Origin of the sequence: Nocardioides sp. NBC_00368 (genome assembly GCF_036090055.1) — a bacterium.
In the GTDB taxonomy this organism is placed as follows: Bacteria; Actinomycetota; Actinomycetes; order Propionibacteriales; family Nocardioidaceae; genus Nocardioides.
Genome location: NZ_CP107970.1, coordinates 451809 through 476088, shown reverse-complemented (window position 1 = coordinate 476088; position 24280 = coordinate 451809). Strand labels below are relative to the sequence as shown.

The window sequence follows — 24280 nt, the reverse complement described above, 5'->3', positions numbered from 1 at the left end:
GCGCTACCGCGTCGAACAGATGTTCGCATCATACGACGCTGGGAAGACTCCCAGACGGCACCCTCTCACGGAGCACCGACATTTTACTTCTGGTCGTGTCCGACGTGCTTGCATAGACGCATGAGCGATGCCCCTACCACTTATACAGGCGCGGTGAAACCGGGCGGCCCGGCCGACGTACGCGAGCTCGACGGGCTGACCGTCACGAAGGTCGCCGTCGACGCGCAGATGTCCAACAACTGCTACCTGCTGCGCTGCCGCTCGACCGGCGAGCAGCTGCTCGTCGACGCCGCGGCCGAGCCGGAGACCCTGCTCCCCCTCGTCGGCGAGAACCTGGCCACCGTCGTCACCACCCACCAGCACTGGGACCACCATCGCGCCCTCGCGGACATCGTCGAAGCGACCGGCGCGGCGACACTCGCCGGAGAGCCCGACGCGGCCGCGATCACCGAGGCCACCGGCGTACCCATCGCTCGCACGCTCTCCCACGGCGACACCGTCGCCGTCGGCGACTGCACCCTCGAGGTGATCGCGCTTCGCGGGCACACCCCCGGGTCGGTCGCGCTGCTCTACCGCGACCCCGAGGGCACGCCGCACCTGTGGACGGGTGACAGCCTCTTCCCCGGCGGGGTCGGGAACACCCAGCAGGATCCCGTACGTTTCACCCAGCTGATCGACGACGTCGAGCAGCGCATCTTCGCCACCCTCCCCGACGACACCTGGTTCTACCCGGGCCACGGCGACGACTCCACGCTCGGCGCCGAGCGGCCGCACCTCGCCGAATGGCGCGAACGGGGATGGTGATCGCCGGCCCGGCCTGACGGCTACGGCTCTGTGGTCGGCGTCGCCGTCTCGGTCGGCGTCGGCTCCGACGTCGGTTCCGCGGACTCGGTCGGCTCGGTGGTCGGCTCCGGCTCGGCCGTGCCCGTGGGGCCGGAGGTGGGCGTCGAGCCTCCGGTCTCGGCGGGCTCGCCCGGCTCACGCGATGCCGTCGGGACGCGCGGGTCCTCAGCCGTTGTCGGCCCGGGCCTCCTCGGCCCGACCGGCTCGCCGTCCGCGTCTCCCACCGCGCCCGGACCGGCGGAGTGGCCCGTCGACGGCCCCTGGGACAGCTGCGCCGAAGGCCGCGGCGGCAACGGATCCACGTCGGGATAGGTGTTGCCGACGTCCTCGTAGCCGGTGACCGGGTCGCGATCTGGCCGTTCGGCCTCCGCGAGCCCGGCGAGGAGGACCACCACCCCGAGTCCGGTCATGACCGCGCCGGTCAGGATGCCTGCCACGGCGACCTGCTTGCTCTGCAACTCGACTCCCTGTACCCGCCCCGCGCATGGTGTGGCGCACAGCGTAGGGCAGCGATGCCTCGGGCGTTACCCTCCCGGGGGCATCGCCGACCAACAGTCGGGAGCCGGGATCAGTCGGTGGGCGTGTCCGAGGGGTCCGGCTCCTCGGTCGCCGGCTCGCTCGGCGTCGGCGAGGCGGTGTCGCTCGGCGTCTCGCTGGGGCTCTCGCTCGGCGTCTCGCTCGGCGTCTCGCTCGGCGACGCCGTCGGGCTCGGACGACCGGTAGGACGCGGCTCCGAAGGAATCTGCGTGGGACGCGCCGGAAGCGGCGACGTCGACTCCCCGGTGGACTCCTCGACCGACCGAGGGCTCGCCGGGACCGCCGACTCGGCGACCTCGGGTGCCTCGCTGTTCGGAGCCGAGCTCTGCGGCTCGCTCTCCGTGGGCGCGGTGGGCTTCTTCTCCAAAGGTGCCACCGGGGAGATCGGCGAGATCAGGCTGATCCCGGACTCATCCGTGGCGTAACTGTGTCCTGGCTCTTCTGCTCCGGCGTTGCCGACGATCAGGCCACCGATCCCGATGCTCGTCATGGCCAGCCCTGTTGCCATTCCGGCCAAGGCGATCTGCTTGCGATGCAACACGATTCCCCCGTGATACCAACGACTCGACAAGTTCTCTGGTCGTGCACAGTAGACCCACAAAGATCGAAACTGTGCGACCACTATCGGGGTGTCGGAGCTCGCTGGCAAGTCCCCATCATCTATCGTTCGACCGATATAACCCCTGGTAAGGGGCGTGTTCGCCCGGCGCGAACGGCCCCCTCGGGCCTCGCATGCAGCGCTAGGGTGTTTCCATGGGCGAAGTGATCAGGTTCCCCGGCCACCCGCTGCCGGACGACGACAAACCGGCGCCGCTGTGGCGTGAGGCCGCCGGCCAGGTGATCCGCGAGGAGCGGTCCCGCCAGGAACGTACGCTCGCCGACGTCGCCGGCGACGCCGGGGTCTCGACGCAATATCTCTCCGAGATCGAGCGCGGCCGCAAGGAGCCCAGCTCCGAGGTCCTCGAGGCCGTCGGAGGCGCGCTGGGCCTGGGTCTCGTCGACCTGACCGAGCGGGTCACCCGCACGCTGCGCGCGGGCGCCCGCCCGACCGGACCGATGGCCCTCGCCGCCTGACCCGACCGAGACCCGACCGTCTCTCAGACCGAGGCGAGCTTGCGGCTCTCCAGCACGGCGTCCGCGAGCCCGTACGCCACCGCGTCCTCGGCACCCAGGACGAGGTCGCGCTCGGTGCCGGCGTGGATCTCCTCGACGCTCCGCCCGGTGTGGCGCGCCAGCAGGGTGTCCATCTCAGCCCGTAGCCGACCGATCTCCTTCGCGGCGACCTGCAGGTCGGTGACATCGCCCCGCTGACCGTCCTGGCCCGGCTGCTGCAGCACGACCCGCGCGTGCGGGAGGACCGTACGCCGCCCCGGATCCCCCGCGGCCAGCAGCACCGCTGCCGAACCGGCCGCCTGACCCACGCACGTGGTCGCGACCGGCGACCGCAGGAACTGCATCGTGTCGTAGATGCCGAACATCGCGGTCGGGTCGCCGCCCGGCGAGTTGAGATAGAGCTCGATCTGGGTGTCCGGTGCGTCCGACTCCAGGTGGATGAGCTGCGCGATCACCACGTTGGCGACACCGTCGTCGATCGGCGTACCGAGATAGACGATCCGGTCGGAGAGCAGGCGGCTGTAGACATCGAGCGCACGCTCGCCCCGCGGGGTCTTCTCGACGACCGAGGGGATCGTGTAGGAGCTCATCGGGCACCCCCGGCGGCGAGCCCGAAGGCGGCCGACCGCTGCTGGACCGGCGTCACCGACTGCACGTCGTTGAGCACCTCGTCCACGAAGCCGTAGTCGCGGGCCTCCTCGGCGGTGAACCAGCGGTCGCGCAGCGAGTCCTGGTCGATCTGCTCAACGCTCTGACCGGTGTGGGCGGCGGTGATCTCGAGCATCTGCTGGGTCATCCGCGCCAGCCGCGCGGCCTGCACCTCGATGTCGGCCGCGGACCCGCCGATCCCGGCGGAGCCCTTGTGCAGCAGCACCTCGGTGTGCGGCAGCACGTAGCGCTTCCCCGGGGTGCCCGCGGTGAGCAGGAACTGCCCCATGCTGGCCGCCATCCCCATGCCGAGCGTGGAGACGTCGTTGGGGATCAGGTGCATCACGTCGTAGATCGCCATCCCGGCCGTCACCGAGCCGCCGGGCGAGTTGATGTAGAGGGAGATGTCGCGGTGCGGGTCCTCAGCACTGAGCAGGAGCAGCTGGGCGCAGATCCGGTTGGCGATCGCGTCGTCCACCTCCTGGCCGAGCACGATGATCCGCTGGTTCTGCAGCCGCGCCGTCAGCTGCTCGTCGAGCGGCCCGGCGCTGATGGGTGTCTGGGTCATGTCCTCGACTCTGACCGAGCCCGAGGCCCTGCGAAAGCGAATCAGCCGCAGGCAGATCTGCCCACAGCAGAACTCCACCCACCCGATAGGTTGCGGTCGTGCGCTGCGTGATTCTCGACGACTATCAGGACGTGGCCAGGACGTACGCCGCGTGGGACTCCCTCGACGGCGTCGAGGTCACCTCGGTGACCGAGCATCTCGCACCGGACGCGCTGGTCCGGGCGCTCGCCGGGGCCGAGATCGTGGTGGCGATGCGGGAACGCACGCCCTTCCCGGCCGCGCTCCTCGAACGGCTGCCGACCCTGAGGCTGCTGGTCACGACCGGTATGCGTAACGCCTCGATCGACCTGACGGCGGCGGCCCGGCTGGGCATCGCCGTGTGCGGCACCCCGTCGAGCCCGCATCCTCCGGTCGAGCTCACCTGGGCGCTCATCCATGCGCTGACCCGCCACATCGTGACCGAGGCGACGGGCCACACCTGGCAGCGGACCGTCGGGAGCGACCTCCACGGCCGGACCCTCGGGCTGCTCGGGCTCGGCAAGATCGGCTCCCGGGTCGCGGCCGTCGGGCAGGCGTTCGGGATGGACGTGGTCGCCTGGAGCCCTCACCTCACCGCCGAGCGGGCCGAGCCGCTCGGGGTGCAGGCCGTTGAGAAACACACGCTCTTCGAGACCAGCGACGTTGTCTCGCTCCACCTCGTCCTCTCCGGGGCCACCCGGCACATCGTCGGGCACGCCGACCTGGCCTCGATGAAGCCGACCGCCTACCTGGTGAACACCTCCCGGGCCGGGCTGGTCGACACCGAGGCGCTGGTCGCCCATCTCGGCTCCGGCACGATCGCCGGTGCCGGCCTGGACGTCTACGACGTCGAGCCGCTTCCCGCCGACGACGTGCTGCGGCACCTGCCGAACGTGGTCGCCACCCCGCACCTCGGCTACGTCACCGAGGACAACTACCGCCGCTTCTACGGCGGCGCGGTCGAGGGCATCGCCGCCTGGCTGGCCGGCGACCCGATCCGCCTGCTGGCCCCGAAGGACGACTGATCAGTCGAACCGGCGGACGTACGGCGTGGTGGTGCCGACCTTGACCAGCCCCGAGCGCTCCAGGATCGGCCGGGAGAACTCGGTCGAGTCGCTGTGGATGTAGCGCTTGCCCAGCGCGATGGCGGTGCGGGCGCGGGCGGCGGTCAGGGCGCGGTAGATGCCGCGACCGCGCCACTCCTCCAGCGTGGCGCCGCCCCAGATGCCGGCGAACTCGGTGTTCGGGACCGGGTCGATCCTGCCGGCGCTGACGATCTCGCCGTCCGCCTCGGCGACCCACATCTCGCACTCCCCCGCCGCGATCCGGCGCACCACCTCGCCCAACCGTCCCTCGGAGGTCGGTGACCCGAAGACGCCGTCCTGCATGATGCCGGCGGCGCGTACGTCCTCCGCGCTCGTGATCGAGCGCAGGACGACCCCGTCGGGCAGTGGCACGTCCACGGCGAGCAGCTTGGCCTCACCGATCATGATCGACTCGGGATCCTCCGGCGCGAAGCCGTGCCGGAGCAGGGTCTCGTGCAGCCCGGGAGCGGCATCGTGGCCGCGGGTCTTCCACTCGACCTCGTCGATCGCCGGGTCGGCCTCGAAGTGGGCCACCGCCGCCGCGACCAGAGCCTCGATCCCGGCCTCGTCCGCCCCGCCGAGGTCCTGGTAGGAGATGAATCCGCGGCCGCCGTCGAAGGTGATCAGCCGCAGCGGCCCGTACCTGGTCACCGACACCGCCCCGGGCGTCTCGGCATCGGTTCGCAACTGTTCGTCATAGGCCTTCAGCACGGCGAGAAACCTACGCCGAAAGGATTCGCCGAAGCATGTAGTTATCCGGCGGCCGGCTCCGTTCCCCTCGTGAATGGCGCTTACAAGGAGCGCCCGAAATGGAAGGGTGAGCACATGCCTCGCTACCTGATGATCCTCGACTACCAAGCCGGCAACGACGAGACTCCCGGTGGGATGGCCGGCTGGAAGCCGGAGGAGGTGCAGGGCCACATGAGCTATTACGAGGCTCTCAACAAGGCCCTGACCGAGTCCGGCGAACTGGTGCACGTCGAGGCCCTGACACCGCCGGACCAGGCGTTCGTGGTGACCTCCGACGGCGCCGACAGCACCGTCACCGACGGGCCGTTCCAGGAGTTCAAGGAGTGGGTCGCCGGCTACATGATCATCGACGCCGAGACCCAGGAGCGCGCGCTCGAGATCGCCGGTCTCTACTCCGCCGCTCCGGGCCCGGGCGGGCGGCCGATCGAGCAGCCGATCCAGGTGCGCCGGATGTACCACGGCACCGACGGCTCCTCGGTCGACGACACCATCGCCTTCGGCGAGTCGAGCATCGAGTGACCGAGGCGCTGCCCGCCGACCTGCTGCGTGACCTCACGCCGCAGGTCGTCGCCATCGTCACCCGGCGATCCGGCGACTTCGACGCCGCCGAGGACGCCGTCCAGGAGGCGTTGATCGAGGCCGTACGCACCTGGCCTGAGCGCGGCGTGCCGGAGCAGCCGCGGGGCTGGCTGGTCACCACCGCGATGCGCCGTCTCGTCGACGCCAAGCGCAGCGAGGCGCGCCGGCGCGACCGGGAGCACGCCGACCACCTCGCCGAGCCCGAGGGGCAGGAGACCTCCGCGGTCGACGACTCCCTGGACGTACTCCTGCTCTGCTGCCATCCCAGCCTCACCCCGGCCTCGGCGGTGGCGCTGACCCTGCGGGCGGTCGGCGGGCTCACCACCCGGGAGATCGCGCACGCCTACCTCGTCCCGGAGAAGACGATGGCGCAGCGGATCTCCCGGGCGAAGGCCACGATCAAGAGCCGGTCGCTCGGGATCGACGGCACCGCCGACCTCGCCGCGCGGATCCCGGCGATGCTGAAGGTGCTCTACCTGCTCTTCAACGAGGGGTACGTCGCGACCGAGGGTGACCGACTGCAGCGGGTCGACCTGTGTGCAGAGGCGATCCGGCTGACCCGGCTCGCCCGCACCGCGCTCACCCGGATGACCGGGACCGGCCACGGCGAGCTCGGCGGGCTGCTGGCGCTGATGCTGCTCCTCGATGCCCGCCGGCCCGCCCGCGTGGACGCCCACGGCGCGGTGGTGCCGCTGGCCGACCAGGACCGGAGCCTGTGGCGGCCCGAGGCCACCCGCGAGGGCGTCGCGCTGGTCGACGCCGTCATCGGCACCGGCCGCCCCGGCCCCTACCAGATCCAGGCCGCCATCGCCGCGCTCCACAACCGCGCACCCTCTGCGGAGGAGACCGACTGGCTGCAGATCACCGCGCTCTACGGACTGCTCGAGAAAGTCGCCCCCGGCCCGATCGTGACGCTCAACAAGGCCGTCGCGGTCGGGTACGCCGACGGCCCGGGCCCCGCGCTCGCACTGCTCGACGACCTCCTGCGCGGCGCACCCGACGGCTTCGCGGACCATCCTCGCGTGCCCGCCGTGCGCGCTCATCTGCTGGAGCTCGCCGGCGACCTGGACGGTGCCGCGGCGGCGTACGAGCTGGCCTCGGTGCGCGCCACCAACCTCGCCGAACGGCGTTTCCTGACCTCGAAGGCGGCCGCGCTCCGCGATGCACGCTGCTGAGTTCTACTGAGAACCGTTCTCAGGATAGTCTGTGCCTGTGATCGAACTGCGCACGCCGACCCAGATCGAGCAGATGAAGCCCGCCGGCCGATTCGTGGCCGATGTCCTGACCGCACTCCGCGAGCACGCCGCCGTGGGTGTGAACCTGCTCGAGCTCGACGAGCTGGCGCACAAGATGATCAAGGACCGCGGCGCGGAGTCGTGCTACATCGACTACCACCCGAGCTTCGGCGCGATGCCGTTCGGCAAGGTGCTCTGCACCTCCGTCAACGACGGCGTGCTGCACGGCCTGCCCTTCGACTACAAGCTCCAGGACGGCGACCTGCTCAGCGTCGACTTCGCCGCCAGCGTCGACGGCTGGGTCTCCGACTCGGCCCTCTCCGTCGTCGTCGGCACGCCCCGCCAGGAGGACCTCGACCTGATCGAGACCACCACCCAGGCGCTCGCCGCGGGCATCGACGCCGCGCGGGTCGGCAACAAGGTCGGCGACATCTCCCACGCGATCGCCGGCGTCGCCCGCGCCAAGGGCCTCAAGATCAACACCCAGTTCGGTGGCCACGGCGTCGGCCGCACGATGCACGGCGACCCGCACATCGCCAACGACGGCCGCCCCGGCCGCGGCTTCAAGCTGCAGCCCGGTCTCGTCATCGCGATCGAGCCGTGGTTCCTGCACACCACCGACGAGATCTTCACCGACCCCGACGGCTGGACCCTGCGCAGCGCCGACGGGTCCCGCGGCGCCCACATGGAGCACACCGTCGCGATCACCGAGGACGGCCCGCTCATCCTCACCGCGCGCGACAGCGACTGATCCACGACGCACGCGACGGCGCCCCGCTCCCGATCGGGAGCGGGGCGCCGTGCTTTCACGCCCACGACAGGGTGAGGCGAGGGTGACCGACTGCCAGAGCGAGCCGGGGCCGGTGATGCCGTGGCCGTTCAGCCAAGGCCTTGCCGGAGGCGTTCGCCTGCCACGGCGCGTCGGGAACTGGGCCGAAATAGAAGTCAGCCGCTGGCGTCTCGGGTCACCAGCGGCTGACAAGAAGAACGTTAGCCGACAGATCGGCGACTATGCAAGCACCTGCAATGCAAAAGTGTGCAAATGATTCCGACGGACCATGGAAAGTAGTCCGGCAGAGCTACTGCCGCGGACTCTTCGAACGTTGCGTACGCCGCGCGTCACGCTGGCGACGCAGGCGGCGCACGAGGACGCCGTCGTAGGCGAGCGCCTCGGGCTTGTCGATCAGGTCGTTGACGGCGCGGTGGTAGTCGGCAGCGCTCATCCCCAGCTGCTCCCGGACGGCCTCGTCGCGGCCGGTGCCGGCCGACCACCAGGAGCGCTCGAAGTCGAGCAGTCGCTTCTCGTTCTCGGACAGGCCCGGCTGCTCGTCGGCAGGCCCGGGGCTGTGGGGCGCCTCGGTCATGCGTCCATCATCCCAGGCGCGCCGGTCGCCGCCGAAACCGCCACGCGCCACCGCCTCGGACTATCCGGCATAGCCCATCCGGGCCATCTTCATAAAACTGCAGATCGACTCTTTGAAGCACGCCGGATCGTCGGCTAATGTTTTCCATGTCAGCCGCTGGTGACCCGAGACGCCAGCGGCTGACTTCTGTTTTGCCGGGTCTTCTGCTGGCGACTACGCCTCAGCCGTGTCTTCGCCGTGCGTGCCCGGCCGCGGCGCCCAGGGCAGTTCCTTCGCCGCCCGCACCACGATCAGCCGGTCCCCTCGCGACAGCGTGCCGACGACCGGGTCGAAGTAGCGGAAGACCTTCTCGTCGCGTACGACCGCGATCACCTGGTCGGCGAGCTGCTGCGGCTGTTTGCCGACCTCGTTGACCAGCAGGTCGCGCTCGGCGACCTCCAGTCCGATTCCGGAGTTGAGCAGGTCCTCCATGACCGAGCCGAGGGTCGGGGAGATGGTGGACAGACCCATCAGCCGGCCAACCGCGTCGGCGGAGGTGATCACCGAGTCGGCGCCCGACTGCTTCATCAGCGGGGCGTTCTCCCGCTCCCGCGCGGCGGCGACGATCCAGGCCTCGGGGTTGATCTGTCGCACGGTCAGGATCGTGAGCACGTTGGAGTCGTCGCGGTTGGTGGTGATGATGACCTGCTCCGCGTCCTTGACCCCCGCCCGCATCAGCACTTCGCGCCGGGTCGCATCGCCGGTGACCACCGCGATCCCGTCGGAGTGGGCGTCCGAGCGCGCCACCGGGTCGGGGTCGACAACGACGAACTCCTCGGGGTCGGCACCGTTGCTGAGCAGCGTCTCGACAGCGCTGCGGCCCTTGGTGCCGTATCCCACGACGACGATGTGCTGGGACATCTTCTTCCTCCAGCGAGCGACTCGGATGAGGTCACGGCCCTGCTTGGTGAGGACCTCGAGGGTGGTGCCGATCAGCAGCACCAGGAACGCGATGCGAGCCGGCGTGATGATGAACGCGTTGATCATCCGCGCGTGGTCGGCGACCGGCGCGATGTCGCCGTAGCCGGTCGTGCTCAGCGTGACCGTCGTGTAGTAGATCGCGTCCATCAGGCTGATCTGGCCCGTGGGGTCGTTGTTGTCGGCATAGGCGTCGCGGTCGAAGTAGACCAGCAGGACCGTGCCGACCAGGATCGCCATCGCGGCCAGCAGCCGGCGTCCGAGCTGCCACCACGGCGACCGCACCGTCTCCGGAAGAGCGACCTGCTCGACCCCGGCCCACTTGGGGGCGTATGCGCTTGTCTCGGACACGTCCCGACCCTATAGGCAAGCCTCTATCGTCTCTCGTATGAGTGCCTCCGACATCCGTCGTGTCACCAACCAGGCTCCGCCGCTCGCGGGTCACAACGTCGTCACCGGCGACGCCGCCCTCTCCGCGGCGGTCGTGCGCCATGCCGATGAGGAGACCCTCGACTCGCTGGTCCCGCTGGGCGCAGAGGCCGGCAGCGCCGAGGCGCAGGAGCACGGCCGCCTCGCCAACCGCTTCCACCCCGAGCTGGTCCCCTACGACCGCTACGGCAACCGCGTCGACGAGGTCTCCTTCCATCCCTCCTGGCACTGGCTGATGGAGCGGGCCGTCGGCCACGGCCTGGCCGCGGCGCCGTGGACGCCGGCGGAGACGGGTGCCGGCCATGGGGCGAGGCACGCCCACGTACGCCGCGCCGCGGGGTTCCTGGCGTGGTCCCAGACCGAGCCGGGCCACCTGTGCCCCATCTCCATGACGTACGCAGCCGTCCCCGCGCTGCGCGCCAGCGATTCCCTCGCCGCGGAGTGGGTGCCCAGGCTCGCCTCCACGATCTACGACTTCGGCCTGCGCGACCCGGCCGAGAAGCTCGGCGCCCTGGCGGGCATGGGGATGACCGAGAAGCAGGGTGGCTCGGACGTACGCCAGAACATCACCGAGGCCCATCCCCTGGGCGGCGACACCTACGAGCTGCACGGGCACAAGTGGTTCACCTCGGCCCCGATGAACGACGTCTTCCTGGTGCTGGCCCAGGCGCCGGAGGGACTGACCTGCTTCCTGCTCCCCCGGGTCCTGCCCGGCGGCGAGCGCAACCGCCTGGACGTGGTGCGGCTCAAGGACAAGCTCGGCAACCGATCGAACGCGAGCTCGGAGCTCGAGTTCCGCGGCACGACGGCCTACCGGCTCGGCGCGGAGGGACGCGGCGTACGCACCATCATCGAGATGGTCGCCGCCACCCGTCTCGACTGCGTGCTGGGCTCGGCCTCGCTGATGCGCCGTGCCGTGGCCGAGGCGAGCTGGCACGTCGCCCACCGCTCCGCCTTCGGCGGCGCCCTGGCGGACAAGCCACTGATGCAGAACGTGGTCGCCGATCTGGCCGTCGAGTCCGAGGCGGCCACCGCGCTGGCGATGCGCCTGGCCGCGGCGGTCGACCGACCTGAGGACCTGCACGAGCAGGCACTGCGCCGCATCGGCCTGCCGTTGGCGAAGTTCTGGGTCTGCAAGCGCACCCCCGCCCACGTCGCGGAGGCGCTGGAGTGCCTGGGCGGCAACGGCTACGTCGAGGAGTCGGTGATGCCGCTGCTCTTCCGCGAGTCCCCTCTCAACTCGGTCTGGGAGGGCTCCGGCAACGTCAACGCCCTCGATGTCCTGCGCGCGATCCAGCGCGAGCCCTCGGTCCTCGACGCCTGGATCACCGAGGTGGGCGGCGCCAAGGGCGCCGACCGGCGCTATGACCGGGCCGTCGACTCCACCCTTGCCCTGCTGGGCGAGTCGATGGGCAGCCCCGAGGAGCTGGAGCGCTCTGCCAGGCGACTGGCCGGCAGCATGGCCACGCTTCTCCAGGGAAGCCTCCTGGTCCGCTACGGGCCCGAGGAGGTCGCCGACATCTTCTGCGCCAGCCGGCTGTCCGGGCACGGTGGGACGTACGGCATGCTCGCCGGTGGGGACCAGAAGGCCGTCGTGCAGCGGGCGACACCGACCCTGTAGCGATCGCGTCGGCCTACGACGCGGCGGGCGCCATGCCCCCGAGGAGACATGACGCCCGCCGTGTGCGGACGAACCTCAGCCCTTCACGGAACCAGCGGTCAGTCCACGGACGAAGTAGCGCTGCAGCGAGAAGAACACGAGCAGCGGCACCGTCATGGTGATGAACGCACCCGCGGTGAGCAGGTGCCACTCCTGGCCCTTGTCGCCGATCAGGTCACGCAGCGTGATCGTGACGACCTCGTTGTCACCCGCCCCGAGGAAGATGAGAGCGACGAGGAGGTCGTTCCACACCCAGAGGAACTGGAAGATCGCGAACGCCGCCAGCGCGGGCACCGACATCGGCACGATCAGTCTCCAGAAGGTCTGGAAGTGGGACGCCCCGTCGATCTCGGCCGACTCGATGATCTCGTGCGGCAGGCTCGACATGTAGTTGCGCAGGATGTAGACCGCCAGCGGCATCCCGAACCCGGTGTGGGCAAGCCACACCGCGAGGAAGGTGCCGTTGAGGTCGTAGTCGCTGAACAGGTTGAGCAGGGGCACGAAGGCCACCTGCAAGGGCACGACCAGCAGCCCGACGATCAGCATGAACAGCACGTTCCGTCCCCAGAACCGCATGAACGTGAACGCGTACGCAGCGAACGCAGCGATCATGATCGGCAGCAGCGTCGCCGGAACCGAGACGACGATCGAGTTCACGAACGCGTTGCCCATCCCGCTCTCGAGGACCTGGGAGTAGCTGTCCAGCGTCCACTGGGAGAACGGGTCGGTGATGACCGTCCACCAGCCCGACGTCTTGACGTCGGCCTCGTCGCGGAACGACGAGACCAGCAGCCCGAGGGTCGGGATGAACCAGAGGACGCACAGCAGGATGATGGCGACGCGGACAGCGAGGCCGCCCATGGTGAGCTGCTTCATCAGCGGGCCTCCTGCTTCTTGAACTGGCGCATCTGGTAGATCATCACCGGGATCACGGCGATCATCAGGACGACCACGACCGCCGCCGCCCGGCCGGCATCACCGAACTCGAAGAGCTCGACGAAGAAGGTGTTGGCCAGCACCGAGGTGCCGGACCGACCACCGGTCATGACGTAGACGATGTCGAAGACCTTCAGGACCAGGATGAGGATGGTCACGAAGACCACGATCACCGTCGGCCAGATCTGCGGCACGACGACCTTGAAGAAGATCTGCACCTCGCTGGCCCCGTCGATGCGGGCAGCCTCGACGGTGTCGTCGGGGACGCCCTTGATCGCCGAGGAGAGCAGCACCATCGCGAACCCGGCCTGCAGCCAGACCATGATGACGATCAGGAGCAGGTCGTTGAGGCTGCCGGTCTGGATCCGGAGCCAGGCGACCGGCTCGAAACCGAGGCTGGTCGAGATCGCCGAGAGGAGCCCGATCTGCTTGTCCCCCTGCGCGAACCGGGTCGCGTAGACGAAGCCCCAGATCGTGCTCGCCCCGACGAAGCTGATCGCCATCGGCATGAAGATGACCGACTTCGCGATCCGCTCCGGCAGCGCCTTGAGCCGGTCGGCCAGCACCGCCACGAGCAGGCCGACGATGACGCTGCCGGCCGGGACGATGAGGATCCAGAGCAGGTTGTTGAACAACGTGCCGAGGAACTCCTTGTCCTGGAACAGGTCGACGTAGTTCTGGAAGCCCACCCAGTTGATGCTGTTGGCATCGGCGAAGCTGAAGATCACCGTCATCAGAGCCGGGTAGATCAGGAAGACGGTGACCACCAGGACGGCCGGGCCGACGAAGACGTACGGCTTGATCCGCCTGTCCCACTTGCCGGGGAGCAGCCCCACCAGGAAGTTGAGCACCCAGTAGAGAGCGGCGGTGCCGCCGACCCCCAGGACGATCGCGACCAGGCCGTTGACGATCTTCAGGAAAGGATCATCGCTCATCCTCGCCAGCTCTCCTCGATCGCGTCGGCAGCCTCCTGAGCGCTCTTCTCACCTCCGACGTAGGCGTTCATCTCGCTCCAGAACGTGCCGGCGCCGACCTGCGCGGGCATCAGGTCAGAACCGTCGAAGCGGAAGGTGTCGGCGTCCTGCAGCAGGGTCGCGATCTCCCCGAACATCGGGTCGGCATAGTTGGAGTTGTCGAACTCCGTGCTCGGCGAGAGCCAGCCGCCGGCCTTGGCCCACTCGGCACCGAAGTCGGGAGACGCGAAGAACTCCATCAGCTCGACCACGTCGGTGTCGTTGGTGAAGGCGGTCGCCATGTCACCGCCACCGAGCACCGGAGTGCCCTCGAAGCCGCCCTCCATGTCGCCCGGGAGCGCGAAGACGTCGACGTTGCCGGCCAGATCCTGCTGGACGTCCTTCGGGAAGAAGGTCGTGATGAAGTTGGCCTGGCGGTGCATCTCGCAGCCCGGCGGGTCGGTGAACAGCGGCAGGGGCGAGTCACCGAAGGGCTCGCTCAGCGTGCCGTCGGCCCCGCCGCGTACGTTCTTCGGCTTGTTGATGATCTCGCCCATGGTCTCGATCGCCTGGACGATCTTCGGGTCGTTGAACGGGACCTCGTGGTTGACCCAGTCGTCGTAGAACTCCGGGCCCTCCTGGCGCAGGACGATCTCCTCGACCCAGTCGGTGTAGACCCAGCCGGTGTCGGCGCCGGCCTCGGCACCGAAGCACCACGGGGTCTGACCCTTCGCGATGATGTCGTCCTGGAGCGACATCAGCTCGTCCCAGGTCGTCGGCGTCTTGTAGCCGGACTCCTCGAAGTTCTTCGGGGTCCAGACCAGCGACTTCATCGAGACCCGGATCGGGACCCCGTAGGTCTTGTCGTCGATCTCGACCGAGTCCATCAGGCCCGGGATCATCGCGTCGTCGAGCTTGTCGACGTCGATGAGATCGTCGAGCGGAAGCGTGTCGCCCGACTCGGTCAGGTCGCCGACCAGACCGGGCTGCGGGAAGAGCGCGATGTCAGGGGCATCGTTTCCGTTGACCTTGGTGCGGATCTCGGTCGTGAAGTCGGTGGACGGGGTGTAGGTGACCTTGATCCCCGTCTCGTCGGTGAACGTCTTGAGCGCCGCGTTGAGGCCCACGGCCTCGCCCTCGGGGATCGCACCGAGGATCTGGATGCTGCCGTCTCCCTCTTCGGTATCGCCGGCATCGTTGCTGCCGCCGCCACCCGGCACACCACAGCCGGTCGCGACGAGCAGACCTGCGGTTACTGCTCCGATTTGCCACTTGCGCACGTGCATTGGAATTGCACCCTCCATCATCGTTTGATCCACGGAGTCGTGCCACGCAGGCCGCGTCGGGTCCACGAGGCAGCGCCTCGTTATGTGATCTCCGTAACACTAGTCGCTACGGTCCATCGATGTCCCGGACAAATTGTCGAACATTCACCCGAGAACGCGCAGGACCATACCTGTCAGACACTCGGGCGCCACGGAGACCCGCCAGCGCGGAGTGGCTCCAAAGGCCGAGGTAAGCCAGAATCAGCGCCCAAATGAACTATCCCCGCTCTCCCCAGCACGGGCCCCCGGGGCCCCATCACCAGCCTCCCCGCGACCCGCTGGCCATGGCCGGCCGCCTGGCCGCCGCCATCTGCTCGATCCTCTTCTGGCTGATCGGGGCGATCGCCCTGATCGCGGCCGTGATCGGCATCTTCCGGACCTTCGGCGGAGACCTGACGTGGCGTTCGGTCGGGATCTGGACCGTCGCCGGCATCGGCTGCCTCGCTTTCTCCTGGATCGTCGCCGCGCTCGGCCGGATCGGACTCGACGACGAGCCGATCGGGTCCTGGCGCACCGCGCCGTTCGAGCTGGCCCGGATCCTCTACCGGAACCGATGACAGGTCGACAACAGGCCGTACGTCGCGCGCGCATGCGCGACGTACGGCCTGTTGTCGTGGGGTCTAGACGAGCGCCTTCTCACCCTCTGCCGCGGGCGGGGTGGCAGCGTGGTCGTCGACCATCGTGGTCTCGTCGAACGGGTCCTGACCAGCCAGAACACGGCCGAGCTGACTGTGGTCGACGGTCTTGGTCCAGTGACCGACCAGCACGGTGGCGACCGAGTTGCCGGCGAAGTTGGTCAGCGCACGGGCCTCGGACATGAACCGGTCGATGCCCACGATCAGGCCCACGCCGTCCACCATCTCCGGGCGGTGCGACTGGAGTCCGCCGGCCAGGGTCGCCAGGCCGGCGCCGGTGACACCGGCGGCGCCCTTGGAGGCGATCATCATGAACAGCAGCAGACCGATCTGCTCACCGATGCTCAGCGGGTCCCCCATCGCGTCCGCGATGAAGATCGAGGCCATCGTCAGGTAGATCGCGGTGCCGTCCAGGTTGAACGAGTAGCCGGTCGGGACGACCACACCGACGGTCGCCTTCTCGACGCCGGCGTGCTCCATCTTCGCGATCAGGCGCGGGAGAGCGGACTCCGAGGAGCTGGTCGAGAGGATGAGCAGGAACTCGCGGCCGAGGTACTTGAGCAGCTTGAACAGGTTCACCCCGGTGGCCAGCTTGAGGAGCACGCCCAGGATGACGAAGACGAAGATCGCGCACGTGATGTAGAAGGCGATCATGATGACCGCGAGGCTCTTGAGCGCGTCGATGCCGGTCTCGCCCACGACACCGGCGATGGCACCGAAGGCACCGACCGGGGCGGCCCACATGATCATCGCGAGCACCCGGAAGATCAGCTTCTGGATCCAGGTGATCGCGTTGAGGATCGGCTTGCCCGACTCCCCCATCCGCTGCAGCGCGAAGCCGACCAGCAGCGCGACGAGCAGCGTCTGCAGCACGACACCGGAGGTCAGCGCCGAGAAGAGCGAGGTCGGGATGATGCTGAGCAGGAAGTCGGTCGTGCTCGCGTGTCCCTCCGAGGCCGCCTCCTGGCCCGCGCTGGACGCGTCCGAGCTCAGCTGGAGGCCGGTGCCCGGGTCGATGATGTTGCCGACGATGACACCGATCGCCAGGGCGACCGTGGACATCACGATGAAGTAGACCAGTGCCAGCCCGCCGACCTTGCCGACCTTGGCCGCATTGGCGACCGAGCCGACGCCGATCACCAGGGTGCAGAAGATGATCGGCTGGATCATCATCTTGATCAGGTTCACGAACGCGGTCCCGATCGGCTTCAGCTCCACCGCGAAGCCCGGAGCGATCAGCCCGACCAGGATGCCGAGGACCACCGCGGCGATCACCGCGATGTAGAGATAGTGGGTCCGGTCCTTCGTGGGTGGTGTCCCTGTGGTGGTCGTACTCATCGTTCCTCCTGGTCCGGTGTGTGTCCGCGCCCGTCTGGGGCAACCTCGGCAACTCTGCGGCAGAAAGTGACGACCGTCACTGTTGTGTTCGTTGTGTTCGTGGCCGCCGTCACAACCACGCGGCCGGGGTGGGTCAGAATGAGGTGGTGCCCCGCGTCCGCCCGCTCCGCTCCCGCGCCATCCGGGATCGTCCGGTGGCTCAGCAGGTGCTGCTCCTGCAGTTCGGCACGGTGCTGCTGCTCGTCGTCACCGGCATCCTGATGGCCTCCTACGACGCCCGTCGCGACTCCTACAGCCGAGCCACCCAACGCGCGGTCGCCGTGGCCCAGACCGTCGCCGACTCCCCCACCGTGCGCACGGCCCTGCGCGGCGAGGACCCGACGGCGACCCTCCAGCCCTGGACCGAGGAGGTCCGCCGCGACACCGACACCGACTTCGTCGTGGTGATGGACCTGGACCGCACCCGCTACACCCACACCGACCCGGATCAGATCGGCGGGAAGTTCGTCGGCGACCTCGGCAGTGCGCCCGAGGGCGAGGTCTTCACACAGCAGTACACCGGGACGCTCGGCCCGTCGGTCCGTGCGGTGGTCCCGGTCGCGGACGGCGACGAGATCATCGCGCTCGTCTCCGTCGGCATCACGGTCAGCGACATCAACCGCGGCCTCAAGCGCGACGTCCGGATCGTGCTGCTCTTCGGCGGGCTCGTGCTGATCGCCGGGCTCATCGGCGCCTGGCTGCTGAGCCGACGCCTGCACCGGCTGACCCACGGCCTGGGTGAGCGCGAGCTGGCCCGGATGTACGAGTACTACTCCGCCGTCCTCCATTCCGTACGCGAGGGGCTCCTCCTGCTCGACGGCGAGGGACGCGTGCAGCTCGTCAACGACGAGGCCCGGCGGCTGCTGGCCCTGCCCGACGAGGTCGTCGGCACCCGGATCGAGGAGCTCGGCCTGGCGCCTGGCCTGGTCGCCGCCGCCCGCGGCCGCACCGCCGAGTCCGACGACCTCTACCTGGCCGGCGAGCGGATCCTCGTGGTCTCCGCGGCACCGGCCCGATGGGACGGCCGAGACGTCGGCTCCGTGGTGACCCTGCGCGACCACACCGAGCTGCGCTCGGTGACCGGCGAGCTCGACGTCGTACGCCGCCTCACCGAGTCCCTCCGGTCGCAGAACCACGAGGCGGCCAACCGGCTGCACACCGTGGTGTCCCTCATCGAGATGGGCCGGTCGTCGGAGGCGGTGGAGTTCGCCACCGAGGAGCTGCAGGTCGCCCAGCTCCTCACCGACCAGGTCGTCGGCGCGGTCGAGGACCCTGTCGTCGCGGCGCTCCTGCTCGGGAAGTCGGCCGAGGCGGCCGAGCAGGGCGTCGATTTCCGGATCGTCGGAGAGCTGCCGCCGGGCACGGGCATCCCGCCCCGCGACCTGGTGACGGTGCTGGGCAACCTGGTCGACAACGCCTTCGACGCCGTCTCCGGCTTCGAGTCCCGTCAGGTCGAGGTGCACCTCACCGGTGACGATCACACCCTTACGGTCCGCGTGGGCGACAGCGGTCCCGGTCTGGACGACACCGCCGCGGCGCGCGTCCTCGACCGCGGATGGACGACCAAGGCCGAGCCCGGCACCGGTCGCGGTCTCGGCCTCGCGCTGGTCGGCCAGGTCGCCCGGCGCCACGGCGGCGAGGTCCTCGTCGGCCGCTCCCACCTCGGCGGAGCCGAGTTCACGGTCACCCTCGACGCGGAGGTCTCGGGATGAGTGTGCGGGTCCTGGTCGTCGAGGACGAGGCGCTGGCCGCCGAGGCCCATGCGGCGTACGTCGGGAGGGTTCCGGGCTTCGCCCTCGCCGGGATCGCGCGGTCGGCGCGCGAGGCGGTCCGGGCGCTCGATGCGGCCCGCGACGCCGGTGCGCCGGTCGACCTGATCCTGCTCGACATGAACCTTCCCGACGGTCACGGGCTCGGGCTGCTCAGCAGGCTCCGCACCGCCGGGCACCTGTGCGACGTGATCGCGGTGACGGCCGCCCGGGACACGAAGGTGGTGCGGCAGGCCGTGGTGCAGGGGGTCGTGCTCTACCTGCTCAAGCCGTTCACGTTCGCGACCTTCCGGGCCAAGCTCGAGCAGTACGCCGACTACCGGGCGCGGCTCGAGGCGGCCCCGGAGGAGGTCGTCCAGGACGAGGTCGACCAGCTGCTGGGGTCGCTGCGGCCCACCGGAAGCACGCCCCTGCCCAAGGGCATGAGCGCGGAGACGCTGCGGGCCGTGACGGCCGCACTGCGCGAGGCCGAGGGCGACCTGTCCGCGAGCGAGGTCGCGGCGGTGGTCGGTGCGTCACGGGTGACCGCGCGACGCTACCTCGAGCATCTCGCCGACAAGGGCCTGGCCGCGCGCGGGGTCCGTTACGGTCCCAGCGGCGGCCGGCCCGAGGTCAGCTACTCCTGGAGCTAGGCCGGCGCGGTAAATGGTTCGCGCGCGGGGCCTGGCGCCGGGCAGAGTCGATGCCCATGACGAGCAGCGATCTGTGGACCCGGGAGACGGCCGAGCGCTACGACGACCCCGACGACTGGGTCAACTCGCCCGAGGTGACCGGGCCGGTCGCCCGCTTCCTCGCCGAGGTCGCCGACGGTGGCCCGGCGCTCGAGCTCGCCATCGGGACGGGCCGGATCGGCGTACCTCTGCGGGAGCTGGGGGTGCCGGTCACCGGCATCGAGCTCTCCCAGCCGATGGTCGACGTCCTGCGGCGCAAGGTCACCGCTGACGAGATCCCCGTCGTGGTCGGCGACATGGCCACGGCCGAGGCGCCCGGGGCCGGGACGTACGCCTTGGTCTATCTGGTCTTCAACACCATCGGGAACCTGCGTACGCAGGAGGAGCAGGTCGCCTGCTTCGCCAACGCCGCTCGCCATCTGGCCCCGGGAGGCCGCTTCCTGGTCGAGGTCGGCGTGCCGGGACTGCGGCGACTTCCGCCGGGAAGCCCGGCGATCCCGTTCGACGTCTCCGCCGCGCACCTCGGGTTCGACACCTACGACCTGGTCACCCAGCAGGCGATCTCACACCACTACACCCGCGAGGCCGACGGTCGCTTCCGCTACGGGCAGCACAACTTCCGCTTCGTCTGGCCCGCCGAGCTGGACCTGATGGCTCGGCTGGCCGGGATGAGCCTGGAGGCGAGGTACGCCGGCTGGGACCGCTCCGCGTTCACCAGCGAGTCCACGAGTCACGTCTCCGTGTGGCGCAAGCCAGCCTAGTGCTGGACCGGTTCCCACGGATCAGAGAGACTGGAGGTGGACGACGAATCCACCTCCGATCGCCACCCGAAGGGAGCATGTGATGAGCATCGCCAGCAGCACCGATGATCTGACACGCGTGCCGATGTCGTGGGACGAGTATCTCGCCCTCGACGACACCCCAGGCGAGTACTACGGAGGAGCACTCGTCACCATGGCACCACCAGGACAAGACCACCAGCGCATCATGTTCGAACTCCAGATGCACATCAGTCAGCATCTCGCTCCCGGAACCTCGGTGACCCAAGCATGGGGCTGGAGCCCGGACGGCGTACGCGAGGAACTCATCCTGGACCTCATGGTCCATGACAAGACCGACGAGCAGCGCACACTGCGAACCACTCCGCACCTGATTGTCGAGATCCTCTCCAGCAACCGTCGCGACGATCTCGTCGGCAAGCTCAACCGCTACGCCCAGTGGGGTGCTCCTGCGTACTGGATCGTCGACCCACGCGACCACGTCATCCTCACCCACCGCCTCGAGGACGGCTATTTCGTGGAGACCGGCCGATACACGGACGGGACGGCGACGCTGACCTACGGCGACGTCAAAGTCCCGGTCGACGTCGACGCTCTTCTCGGCTGATCCGCGTCGCGCTGGAGGGCGCTGACCTCAACCTCATGACTCACAGGCCCACCCTAGGTTCTCCCGTTCAGAAGTGGTCGATTTGGGCCTGCTTCCTCACGACGGGCGAGCCCACAATGACCAGTTCTCGAGAGGCGTATGGGTCAGGTCGCCCAGAGTCCGATATCAGCCGAGAAGCGGGCGATGATCGACTCGACCACGCCACCCGCGGCGAGCAGCGCAGCGGTCTCGTCCTCCGAGGCGCCACCGCGGTCGCACAGCGCCACGAGCCGCGCCAGGTCGGGTGCGAGGGTCGGCTCGATCTCGCCCCAGCGGGCCGCCGCGAGCGCGCGATCAGTCGTCCAGATGCTGTCGTGGACGCTGACCAGGCCGGCCACGGCGAGGAGTGACTTGCGCGCCACCCGGCGGGACAGGTCGCCCGCGTCGTCGCGGCCGAGCGCGGCGCGCCACCTGGCCAGGGCGCGCGCGATATCGCCGTTGAAGCCGCGGGCGGCACGGGCGTCCGCCGGGAACTCGGGCAGGTCGGCGCCGCGATCGGGGCCGGCGAGGTGGACACAGTAGTGGCGCAGGAAGACCCGGTTGCCGTACGCCTCGGCGCCCTCGCCGACGTAGTCGTCCGAGGCCATCGCGGCGATCTCGACGCCGCGGCAGAGTTCGGCGAACCTCGCCGACGCCTCGGCTCCGAGCGTGGCGGCGTCCGCCGGCGGGAGACCGATCGTCAGCAGATCGACGTCTGAGGCGGGGGCGGCGGCCGTGCCGTTGGCGACCGAGCCGTAGGCATGGACCGACACCTCGGGCGTGACCCGCTCCAGGACGTACGCAAGGACCGGATCATACCTGGACCGCACTCTGTCGCGGCGCGCTCCCGTGACGATCAGACCGTCGGGGGTCACGCCCTCTCGGGGATCGGCCATCGGGTCTCAGGTGAGGCGCAGGGCCATCTTCGACTCGGTGCGCGGGTCGCCCTCGGGGAAGGGCTGCTGGTCGCCGGTGGGCTCGAAGCCGATCCGCTCGTAGAGGCGGCGGCCCGACTCGTTGCCGTCGACGACCCACAGCGTCAGCACGGTGGCGCCGTCGCGGCGAGCCCAGTCGGCGACACCGTGGACGAGCGCCTCGGCGAGCCCATGGCCACGGGCGTCGGGCGCCAGCCACATCGAGATCATGTGGTGCTCGTCGTCGTGGATGATCCCGGCCGCGAGCCCGGACGGCTTGTCGCCGACCCAGGCGATCACGGCGGCTCCGGACGCGGCCCAGAGCCGCCAGCGCTCGTCGGGCCAGGCAGCGACCTCGTCGTAGGAGGCCCAGTAGGCCTCCGGGGTGTCCTGCAGAGCGGCCAGGCGCACCTGCTTGAGCGCCGGCCACTCGTCCTCGACGACGACACGCACCTCCGCCGTCGGGACCACCTTGTCAGGGGTCCCGACGCCGGGAAGTGAGCTGGGCCTCCTGGGGGCACTCATGCCGCCGCCTCCGTAGCGCAAGCGCAAGGATACGGACGCGGCGGCCTGAGGCCTGTTGTCGCTCGCTGACGCTCGCTCATGCCGTCACGCCAGGTCGAGACCGGGGTACAGCGGGAACTTCGCGAGCAGCTCCGCCGCGGCGGCCTTGGTGTTGTCGGCGACGCCGTCCTCGATGGCGTAGGAGGCCTTGGACGGACCGCCGGCCTTGGTGGTGCCGGGGGTCGTCTTGGCGAGGACGTCGACGATGAGCTCGGCGACGCGGTCGAACTCCTCGGCGCCGAAGCCGCGGGTCGTCAGCGCCGGGGTGCCGAGGCGGATGCCCGAGGTGTACCAGGCGCCGTTGGGGTCCGCCGGGACCGAGTTGCGGTTGGTGACCACGCCGGAGTCGAGCAGCGCCGACTCGGCCTGGCGGCCGGTGAGGCCGAAGCTCGTCACGTCGAGCAGGACGAGGTGGTTGTCGGTGCCGCCGGTGACGAGCTTGGCGCCGCGCTTGAGGAAGCCCTCGGCGAGCGACTTGGCGTTGTCGGCGACCTGCTGCGCGTAGGTCTGGAAGCTCTCCTGCTTCGCCTCGGCGAAGGCGACGGCCTTCGCTGCCATGACATGGCTGAGCGGGCCACCGAGGACCATCGGGCAGCCGCGGTCGACGCTCGGCGCGTACTCCTCCGTGGCCAGGATGAACCCGCCGCGCGGGCCGCGCAGCGACTTGTGGGAGGTCGAGGTGACGACGTGAGCGTAGGGAACCGGGTTCTCCTCGCCCTGGAAGACCTTGCCGGCGACGAGCCCGGCGAAGTGGGCCATGTCGACCATCAGGGTGGCGCCGACCTCGTCGGCGATCTCGCGCATCTTGGCGAAGTTCACCCGGCGCGGGTAGGCGGAGTAGCCGGCCACGATGACCAGCGGCTGGAACTCGCGTGCCTTGGCACGCAGCGCGTCGTAGTCGAGCAGCCCGGTCTCGGGGTCGGTGCCGTACTGGTTCTGGTGGAACATCTTGCCCGAGATGTTGGGGCGGAAGCCGTGGGTGAGGTGGCCACCGGCGTCGAGGCTCATGCCGAGCAGGCGCTGGTTGCCGAGCTCGGCACGCAGCGTCTCCCAGTCGGCCTCGGAGAGCTCGTTCATGTTCTTGACGGCCATCTTCTCCAGCCACGGGCCCTCGACCCGGTGGGCGAGGATGGCCCAGTAGGCGGTGAGGTTGGCGTCGATGCCGGAGTGGGGCTGCACGTAGGCGTACTCGGCGCCGAACAGCTCCTTGGCGTGGTCGGCGGCGATCTGCTCGACGGTGTCGACGTTCTGGCAGCCGGCGTAGAAGCGGTGGCCGACGGTGCCCTCGGCGTACTTGTCGGAGAACCAGGTGCCCATCGTCATCAGCGTGGCGGGGCTCGCGTAGTTCTCGCTCGCGATCAGCTTGAGGCTGGCGCGCTGGTCAGCGAGCTCCTGCTTGGTCGCCTCGGCGATGCGGGGCTCCACGGAGGCGATGACCTCGAGGGCTTGGTTGTAGGCAGAACTCGTCAAGGCGGACAGATCGCTCATGGGTCACAGCGTAGTCAGCCGCGCGGACGAGAGCAGCATCGTGGTCGCCCGGTGGGTTGCGTACGTCCCCTATCACCGCCCGCGGGAATGAGATGCCACTCAACCGAGTTAAGAGACCGTGACCAGATGGTGACCTCGGCCACACCGCCCGCGTGGACGAGCGGGAATGTCCCACATAACGGACGGATGTCTCATATATCGGGATTCCAGATTGCGTGGAGGCCGTCCGCTCCCTGAGACTCCTTGACATGGTCACTGCTGCAACACATGCGCACCTCGTGGTTCGACGCCACGTGGACTATTGCCGCATCCGCAGCTCGATCTGTTGGCGCCACTGACGCCCAGCGCTCCGCATCCCCCCGCGTCGAGCCGCTGGCCCGCCGCCCGACAGACATCCCGGGCGCCCGCCGCGAGCACGTCCCTGCTCCGCCGTGCGTCCACGACCGACGCAAAGGTTT

General features: G+C 69.4%; 26 protein-coding genes. 13 read left to right on the top strand and 13 right to left on the bottom strand.

Annotated features, from left to right (window positions below; translation table 11 throughout):
* The first annotated feature begins 120 nt into the window (after window positions 1–120).
* A complete protein-coding gene (locus tag OG984_RS02270; RefSeq protein ID WP_328530054.1) occupies window positions 121–804 on the top strand; it encodes an MBL fold metallo-hydrolase in 684 nt (227 codons plus the stop codon).
* Between the two features lie 20 nt (window positions 805–824).
* Here OG984_RS02270 and OG984_RS02265 read toward each other — a convergent pair whose 3' ends face one another.
* Entirely contained in the window at window positions 825–1301 is a 477-nt protein-coding gene (locus OG984_RS02265) for a hypothetical protein (RefSeq protein WP_328530053.1), read from the bottom strand.
* Between the two features lie 117 nt (window positions 1302–1418).
* Between OG984_RS02265 and OG984_RS02260 the strand changes: the two genes are divergently transcribed.
* The gene (locus tag OG984_RS02260; RefSeq protein ID WP_328530052.1) at window positions 1419–1805 is read left to right on the top strand and encodes a hypothetical protein; all 387 of its coding nucleotides are present in this window, start codon (window positions 1419–1421) and stop codon (window positions 1803–1805) included.
* Window positions 1806–2133: 328 nt separating this feature from the next.
* Complete coding sequence (locus OG984_RS02255) at window positions 2134–2454, top strand: helix-turn-helix domain-containing protein (RefSeq protein WP_328530051.1); 321 nt, start codon at window positions 2134–2136, stop codon at window positions 2452–2454.
* A 23-nt stretch (window positions 2455–2477) separates the two neighbouring features.
* Here OG984_RS02255 and OG984_RS02250 read toward each other — a convergent pair whose 3' ends face one another.
* Window positions 2478–3083, bottom strand: a complete 606-nt coding sequence (locus tag OG984_RS02250; protein ID WP_328530050.1) for a ClpP family protease — start codon at window positions 3081–3083, stop codon at window positions 2478–2480.
* Entirely contained in the window at window positions 3080–3709 is a 630-nt protein-coding gene (locus OG984_RS02245) for a ClpP family protease (RefSeq protein WP_045547784.1), read from the bottom strand. Before OG984_RS02245 ends, OG984_RS02250 begins: the two co-directional genes overlap by 4 nt.
* A gap of 98 nt (window positions 3710–3807) precedes the next feature.
* Between OG984_RS02245 and OG984_RS02240 the strand changes: the two genes are divergently transcribed.
* The gene (locus OG984_RS02240; RefSeq protein WP_328530049.1) at window positions 3808–4752 is read left to right on the top strand and encodes a D-2-hydroxyacid dehydrogenase family protein; all 945 of its coding nucleotides are present in this window, start codon (window positions 3808–3810) and stop codon (window positions 4750–4752) included.
* Here the strand turns inward: OG984_RS02240 and OG984_RS02235 are convergent, their stop codons facing one another.
* A complete protein-coding gene (locus OG984_RS02235; protein WP_328530048.1) occupies window positions 4753–5523 on the bottom strand; it encodes a GNAT family N-acetyltransferase in 771 nt (256 codons plus the stop codon). It lies immediately after the preceding gene.
* 114 nt (window positions 5524–5637) lie between these two features.
* Between OG984_RS02235 and OG984_RS02230 the strand changes: the two genes are divergently transcribed.
* From OG984_RS02230 to map, 3 genes are read left to right on the top strand one after another with little or no spacing between them, the layout of a single operon-like run.
* Entirely contained in the window at window positions 5638–6081 is a 444-nt protein-coding gene (locus tag OG984_RS02230; protein WP_328530047.1) for a YciI family protein, read from the top strand.
* Entirely contained in the window at window positions 6078–7316 is a 1239-nt protein-coding gene (locus tag OG984_RS02225) for an RNA polymerase sigma factor (protein WP_328530046.1), read from the top strand. Before OG984_RS02230 ends, OG984_RS02225 begins: the two co-directional genes overlap by 4 nt.
* Window positions 7317–7353: 37 nt before the next feature.
* Window positions 7354–8127 carry a type I methionyl aminopeptidase gene (gene map, locus OG984_RS02220; RefSeq protein ID WP_328532310.1) on the top strand — a complete coding sequence of 258 codons (774 nt, stop codon included), beginning with the start codon at window positions 7354–7356 and terminating at the stop codon, window positions 8125–8127.
* A gap of 328 nt (window positions 8128–8455) precedes the next feature.
* Here map and OG984_RS02215 read toward each other — a convergent pair whose 3' ends face one another.
* Together OG984_RS02215 and OG984_RS02210 are read right to left on the bottom strand one after the other, a co-directional pair.
* Complete coding sequence (locus OG984_RS02215) at window positions 8456–8740, bottom strand: DUF3263 domain-containing protein (protein ID WP_328530045.1); 285 nt, start codon at window positions 8738–8740, stop codon at window positions 8456–8458.
* A gap of 213 nt (window positions 8741–8953) precedes the next feature.
* The gene (locus tag OG984_RS02210; RefSeq protein WP_328530044.1) at window positions 8954–10048 is read right to left on the bottom strand and encodes a potassium channel family protein; all 1095 of its coding nucleotides are present in this window, start codon (window positions 10046–10048) and stop codon (window positions 8954–8956) included.
* A gap of 37 nt (window positions 10049–10085) precedes the next feature.
* Here OG984_RS02210 and OG984_RS02205 point away from each other — a divergent pair, with 37 nt between their 5' ends.
* Window positions 10086–11747, top strand: a complete 1662-nt coding sequence (locus OG984_RS02205; protein ID WP_328530043.1) for an acyl-CoA dehydrogenase family protein — start codon at window positions 10086–10088, stop codon at window positions 11745–11747.
* A gap of 75 nt (window positions 11748–11822) precedes the next feature.
* On the opposite strand, the gene OG984_RS02200 is transcribed toward OG984_RS02205, so the two are convergent.
* The 3 genes from OG984_RS02200 to OG984_RS02190 are packed head-to-tail and all read right to left on the bottom strand — an operon-like array spanning window position 11823 to window position 14955.
* A complete protein-coding gene (locus OG984_RS02200; protein WP_328530042.1) occupies window positions 11823–12662 on the bottom strand; it encodes a carbohydrate ABC transporter permease in 840 nt (279 codons plus the stop codon).
* Window positions 12662–13657 (bottom strand): carbohydrate ABC transporter permease, encoded by a 996-nt coding sequence (locus OG984_RS02195; protein WP_328530041.1) that lies wholly within the window; start codon window positions 13655–13657, stop codon window positions 12662–12664. The genes OG984_RS02200 and OG984_RS02195 overlap by 1 nt, the downstream gene beginning before the upstream one ends.
* Window positions 13654–14955 (bottom strand): ABC transporter substrate-binding protein, encoded by a 1302-nt coding sequence (locus tag OG984_RS02190; protein WP_328530040.1) that lies wholly within the window; start codon window positions 14953–14955, stop codon window positions 13654–13656. The genes OG984_RS02195 and OG984_RS02190 overlap by 4 nt, the downstream gene beginning before the upstream one ends.
* Window positions 14956–15212: 257 nt before the next feature.
* On the opposite strand from OG984_RS02190, the gene OG984_RS02185 reads away from it, so the two are divergent.
* The gene (locus OG984_RS02185; protein WP_328530039.1) at window positions 15213–15557 is read left to right on the top strand and encodes a hypothetical protein; all 345 of its coding nucleotides are present in this window, start codon (window positions 15213–15215) and stop codon (window positions 15555–15557) included.
* 63 nt (window positions 15558–15620) lie between these two features.
* Here OG984_RS02185 and OG984_RS02180 read toward each other — a convergent pair whose 3' ends face one another.
* Window positions 15621–16973 (bottom strand): cation:dicarboxylate symporter family transporter, encoded by a 1353-nt coding sequence (locus OG984_RS02180; protein WP_328530038.1) that lies wholly within the window; start codon window positions 16971–16973, stop codon window positions 15621–15623.
* A gap of 146 nt (window positions 16974–17119) precedes the next feature.
* Here OG984_RS02180 and OG984_RS02175 point away from each other — a divergent pair, with 146 nt between their 5' ends.
* The 4 genes from OG984_RS02175 to OG984_RS02160 all read left to right on the top strand — a co-directional run bounded on the left by OG984_RS02175 (window position 17120) and on the right by OG984_RS02160 (window position 20838).
* The gene (locus OG984_RS02175) at window positions 17120–18724 is read left to right on the top strand and encodes a sensor histidine kinase (RefSeq protein ID WP_328530037.1); all 1605 of its coding nucleotides are present in this window, start codon (window positions 17120–17122) and stop codon (window positions 18722–18724) included.
* The gene (locus OG984_RS02170; protein WP_328530036.1) at window positions 18721–19413 is read left to right on the top strand and encodes a response regulator; all 693 of its coding nucleotides are present in this window, start codon (window positions 18721–18723) and stop codon (window positions 19411–19413) included. The genes OG984_RS02175 and OG984_RS02170 overlap by 4 nt, the downstream gene beginning before the upstream one ends.
* A 56-nt stretch (window positions 19414–19469) precedes the next feature.
* Window positions 19470–20213, top strand: a complete 744-nt coding sequence (locus tag OG984_RS02165; RefSeq protein WP_328530035.1) for a class I SAM-dependent DNA methyltransferase — start codon at window positions 19470–19472, stop codon at window positions 20211–20213.
* 82 nt (window positions 20214–20295) lie between these two features.
* Window positions 20296–20838 carry a Uma2 family endonuclease gene (locus tag OG984_RS02160; RefSeq protein ID WP_328530034.1) on the top strand — a complete coding sequence of 181 codons (543 nt, stop codon included), beginning with the start codon at window positions 20296–20298 and terminating at the stop codon, window positions 20836–20838.
* Window positions 20839–20981: 143 nt separating this feature from the next.
* Here OG984_RS02160 and OG984_RS02155 read toward each other — a convergent pair whose 3' ends face one another.
* From OG984_RS02155 to OG984_RS02145, 3 genes are all read right to left on the bottom strand, one after another.
* Window positions 20982–21752: a hypothetical protein gene (locus OG984_RS02155; RefSeq protein ID WP_328530033.1), complete on the bottom strand. Its 771-nt coding sequence runs from the start codon at window positions 21750–21752 to the stop codon at window positions 20982–20984.
* Between the two features lie 6 nt (window positions 21753–21758).
* Window positions 21759–22295, bottom strand: a complete 537-nt coding sequence (locus OG984_RS02150) for a GNAT family N-acetyltransferase (protein WP_328530032.1) — start codon at window positions 22293–22295, stop codon at window positions 21759–21761.
* An 84-nt stretch (window positions 22296–22379) separates the two neighbouring features.
* The gene (locus OG984_RS02145; RefSeq protein ID WP_328530031.1) at window positions 22380–23822 is read right to left on the bottom strand and encodes a glycine hydroxymethyltransferase; all 1443 of its coding nucleotides are present in this window, start codon (window positions 23820–23822) and stop codon (window positions 22380–22382) included.
* Window positions 23823–24280: the final 458 nt, after the last annotated feature.

Excerpts from the sequence above, each read along its gene's own strand:
- OG984_RS02270 (WP_328530054.1), top strand. The coding sequence starts at position 121 with ATGAGCGATGCCCCTACCACTTATACAGGCGCGGTGAAACCGGGCGGC.
- OG984_RS02255 (WP_328530051.1), top strand. The coding sequence starts at position 2,134 with ATGGGCGAAGTGATCAGGTTCCCCGGCCACCCGCTGCCGGACGACGAC.
- OG984_RS02250 (WP_328530050.1), bottom strand. The coding sequence starts at position 3,083 with ATGAGCTCCTACACGATCCCCTCGGTCGTCGAGAAGACCCCGCGGGGC.
- OG984_RS02245 (WP_045547784.1), bottom strand. The coding sequence starts at position 3,709 with ATGACCCAGACACCCATCAGCGCCGGGCCGCTCGACGAGCAGCTGACG.
- OG984_RS02230 (WP_328530047.1), top strand. The coding sequence starts at position 5,638 with ATGCCTCGCTACCTGATGATCCTCGACTACCAAGCCGGCAACGACGAG.
- OG984_RS02215 (WP_328530045.1), bottom strand. The coding sequence starts at position 8,740 with ATGACCGAGGCGCCCCACAGCCCCGGGCCTGCCGACGAGCAGCCGGGC.
- OG984_RS02205 (WP_328530043.1), top strand. The coding sequence starts at position 10,086 with ATGAGTGCCTCCGACATCCGTCGTGTCACCAACCAGGCTCCGCCGCTC.
- OG984_RS02200 (WP_328530042.1), bottom strand. The coding sequence starts at position 12,662 with ATGAAGCAGCTCACCATGGGCGGCCTCGCTGTCCGCGTCGCCATCATC.
- OG984_RS02195 (WP_328530041.1), bottom strand. The coding sequence starts at position 13,657 with ATGAGCGATGATCCTTTCCTGAAGATCGTCAACGGCCTGGTCGCGATC.
- OG984_RS02185 (WP_328530039.1), top strand. The coding sequence starts at position 15,213 with ATGAACTATCCCCGCTCTCCCCAGCACGGGCCCCCGGGGCCCCATCAC.
- OG984_RS02180 (WP_328530038.1), bottom strand. The coding sequence starts at position 16,973 with ATGAGTACGACCACCACAGGGACACCACCCACGAAGGACCGGACCCAC.
- OG984_RS02170 (WP_328530036.1), top strand. The coding sequence starts at position 18,721 with ATGAGTGTGCGGGTCCTGGTCGTCGAGGACGAGGCGCTGGCCGCCGAG.
- OG984_RS02165 (WP_328530035.1), top strand. The coding sequence starts at position 19,470 with ATGACGAGCAGCGATCTGTGGACCCGGGAGACGGCCGAGCGCTACGAC.
- OG984_RS02160 (WP_328530034.1), top strand. The coding sequence starts at position 20,296 with ATGAGCATCGCCAGCAGCACCGATGATCTGACACGCGTGCCGATGTCG.
- OG984_RS02155 (WP_328530033.1), bottom strand. The coding sequence starts at position 21,752 with ATGGCCGATCCCCGAGAGGGCGTGACCCCCGACGGTCTGATCGTCACG.
- OG984_RS02150 (WP_328530032.1), bottom strand. The coding sequence starts at position 22,295 with ATGAGTGCCCCCAGGAGGCCCAGCTCACTTCCCGGCGTCGGGACCCCT.
- OG984_RS02145 (WP_328530031.1), bottom strand. The coding sequence starts at position 23,822 with ATGAGCGATCTGTCCGCCTTGACGAGTTCTGCCTACAACCAAGCCCTC.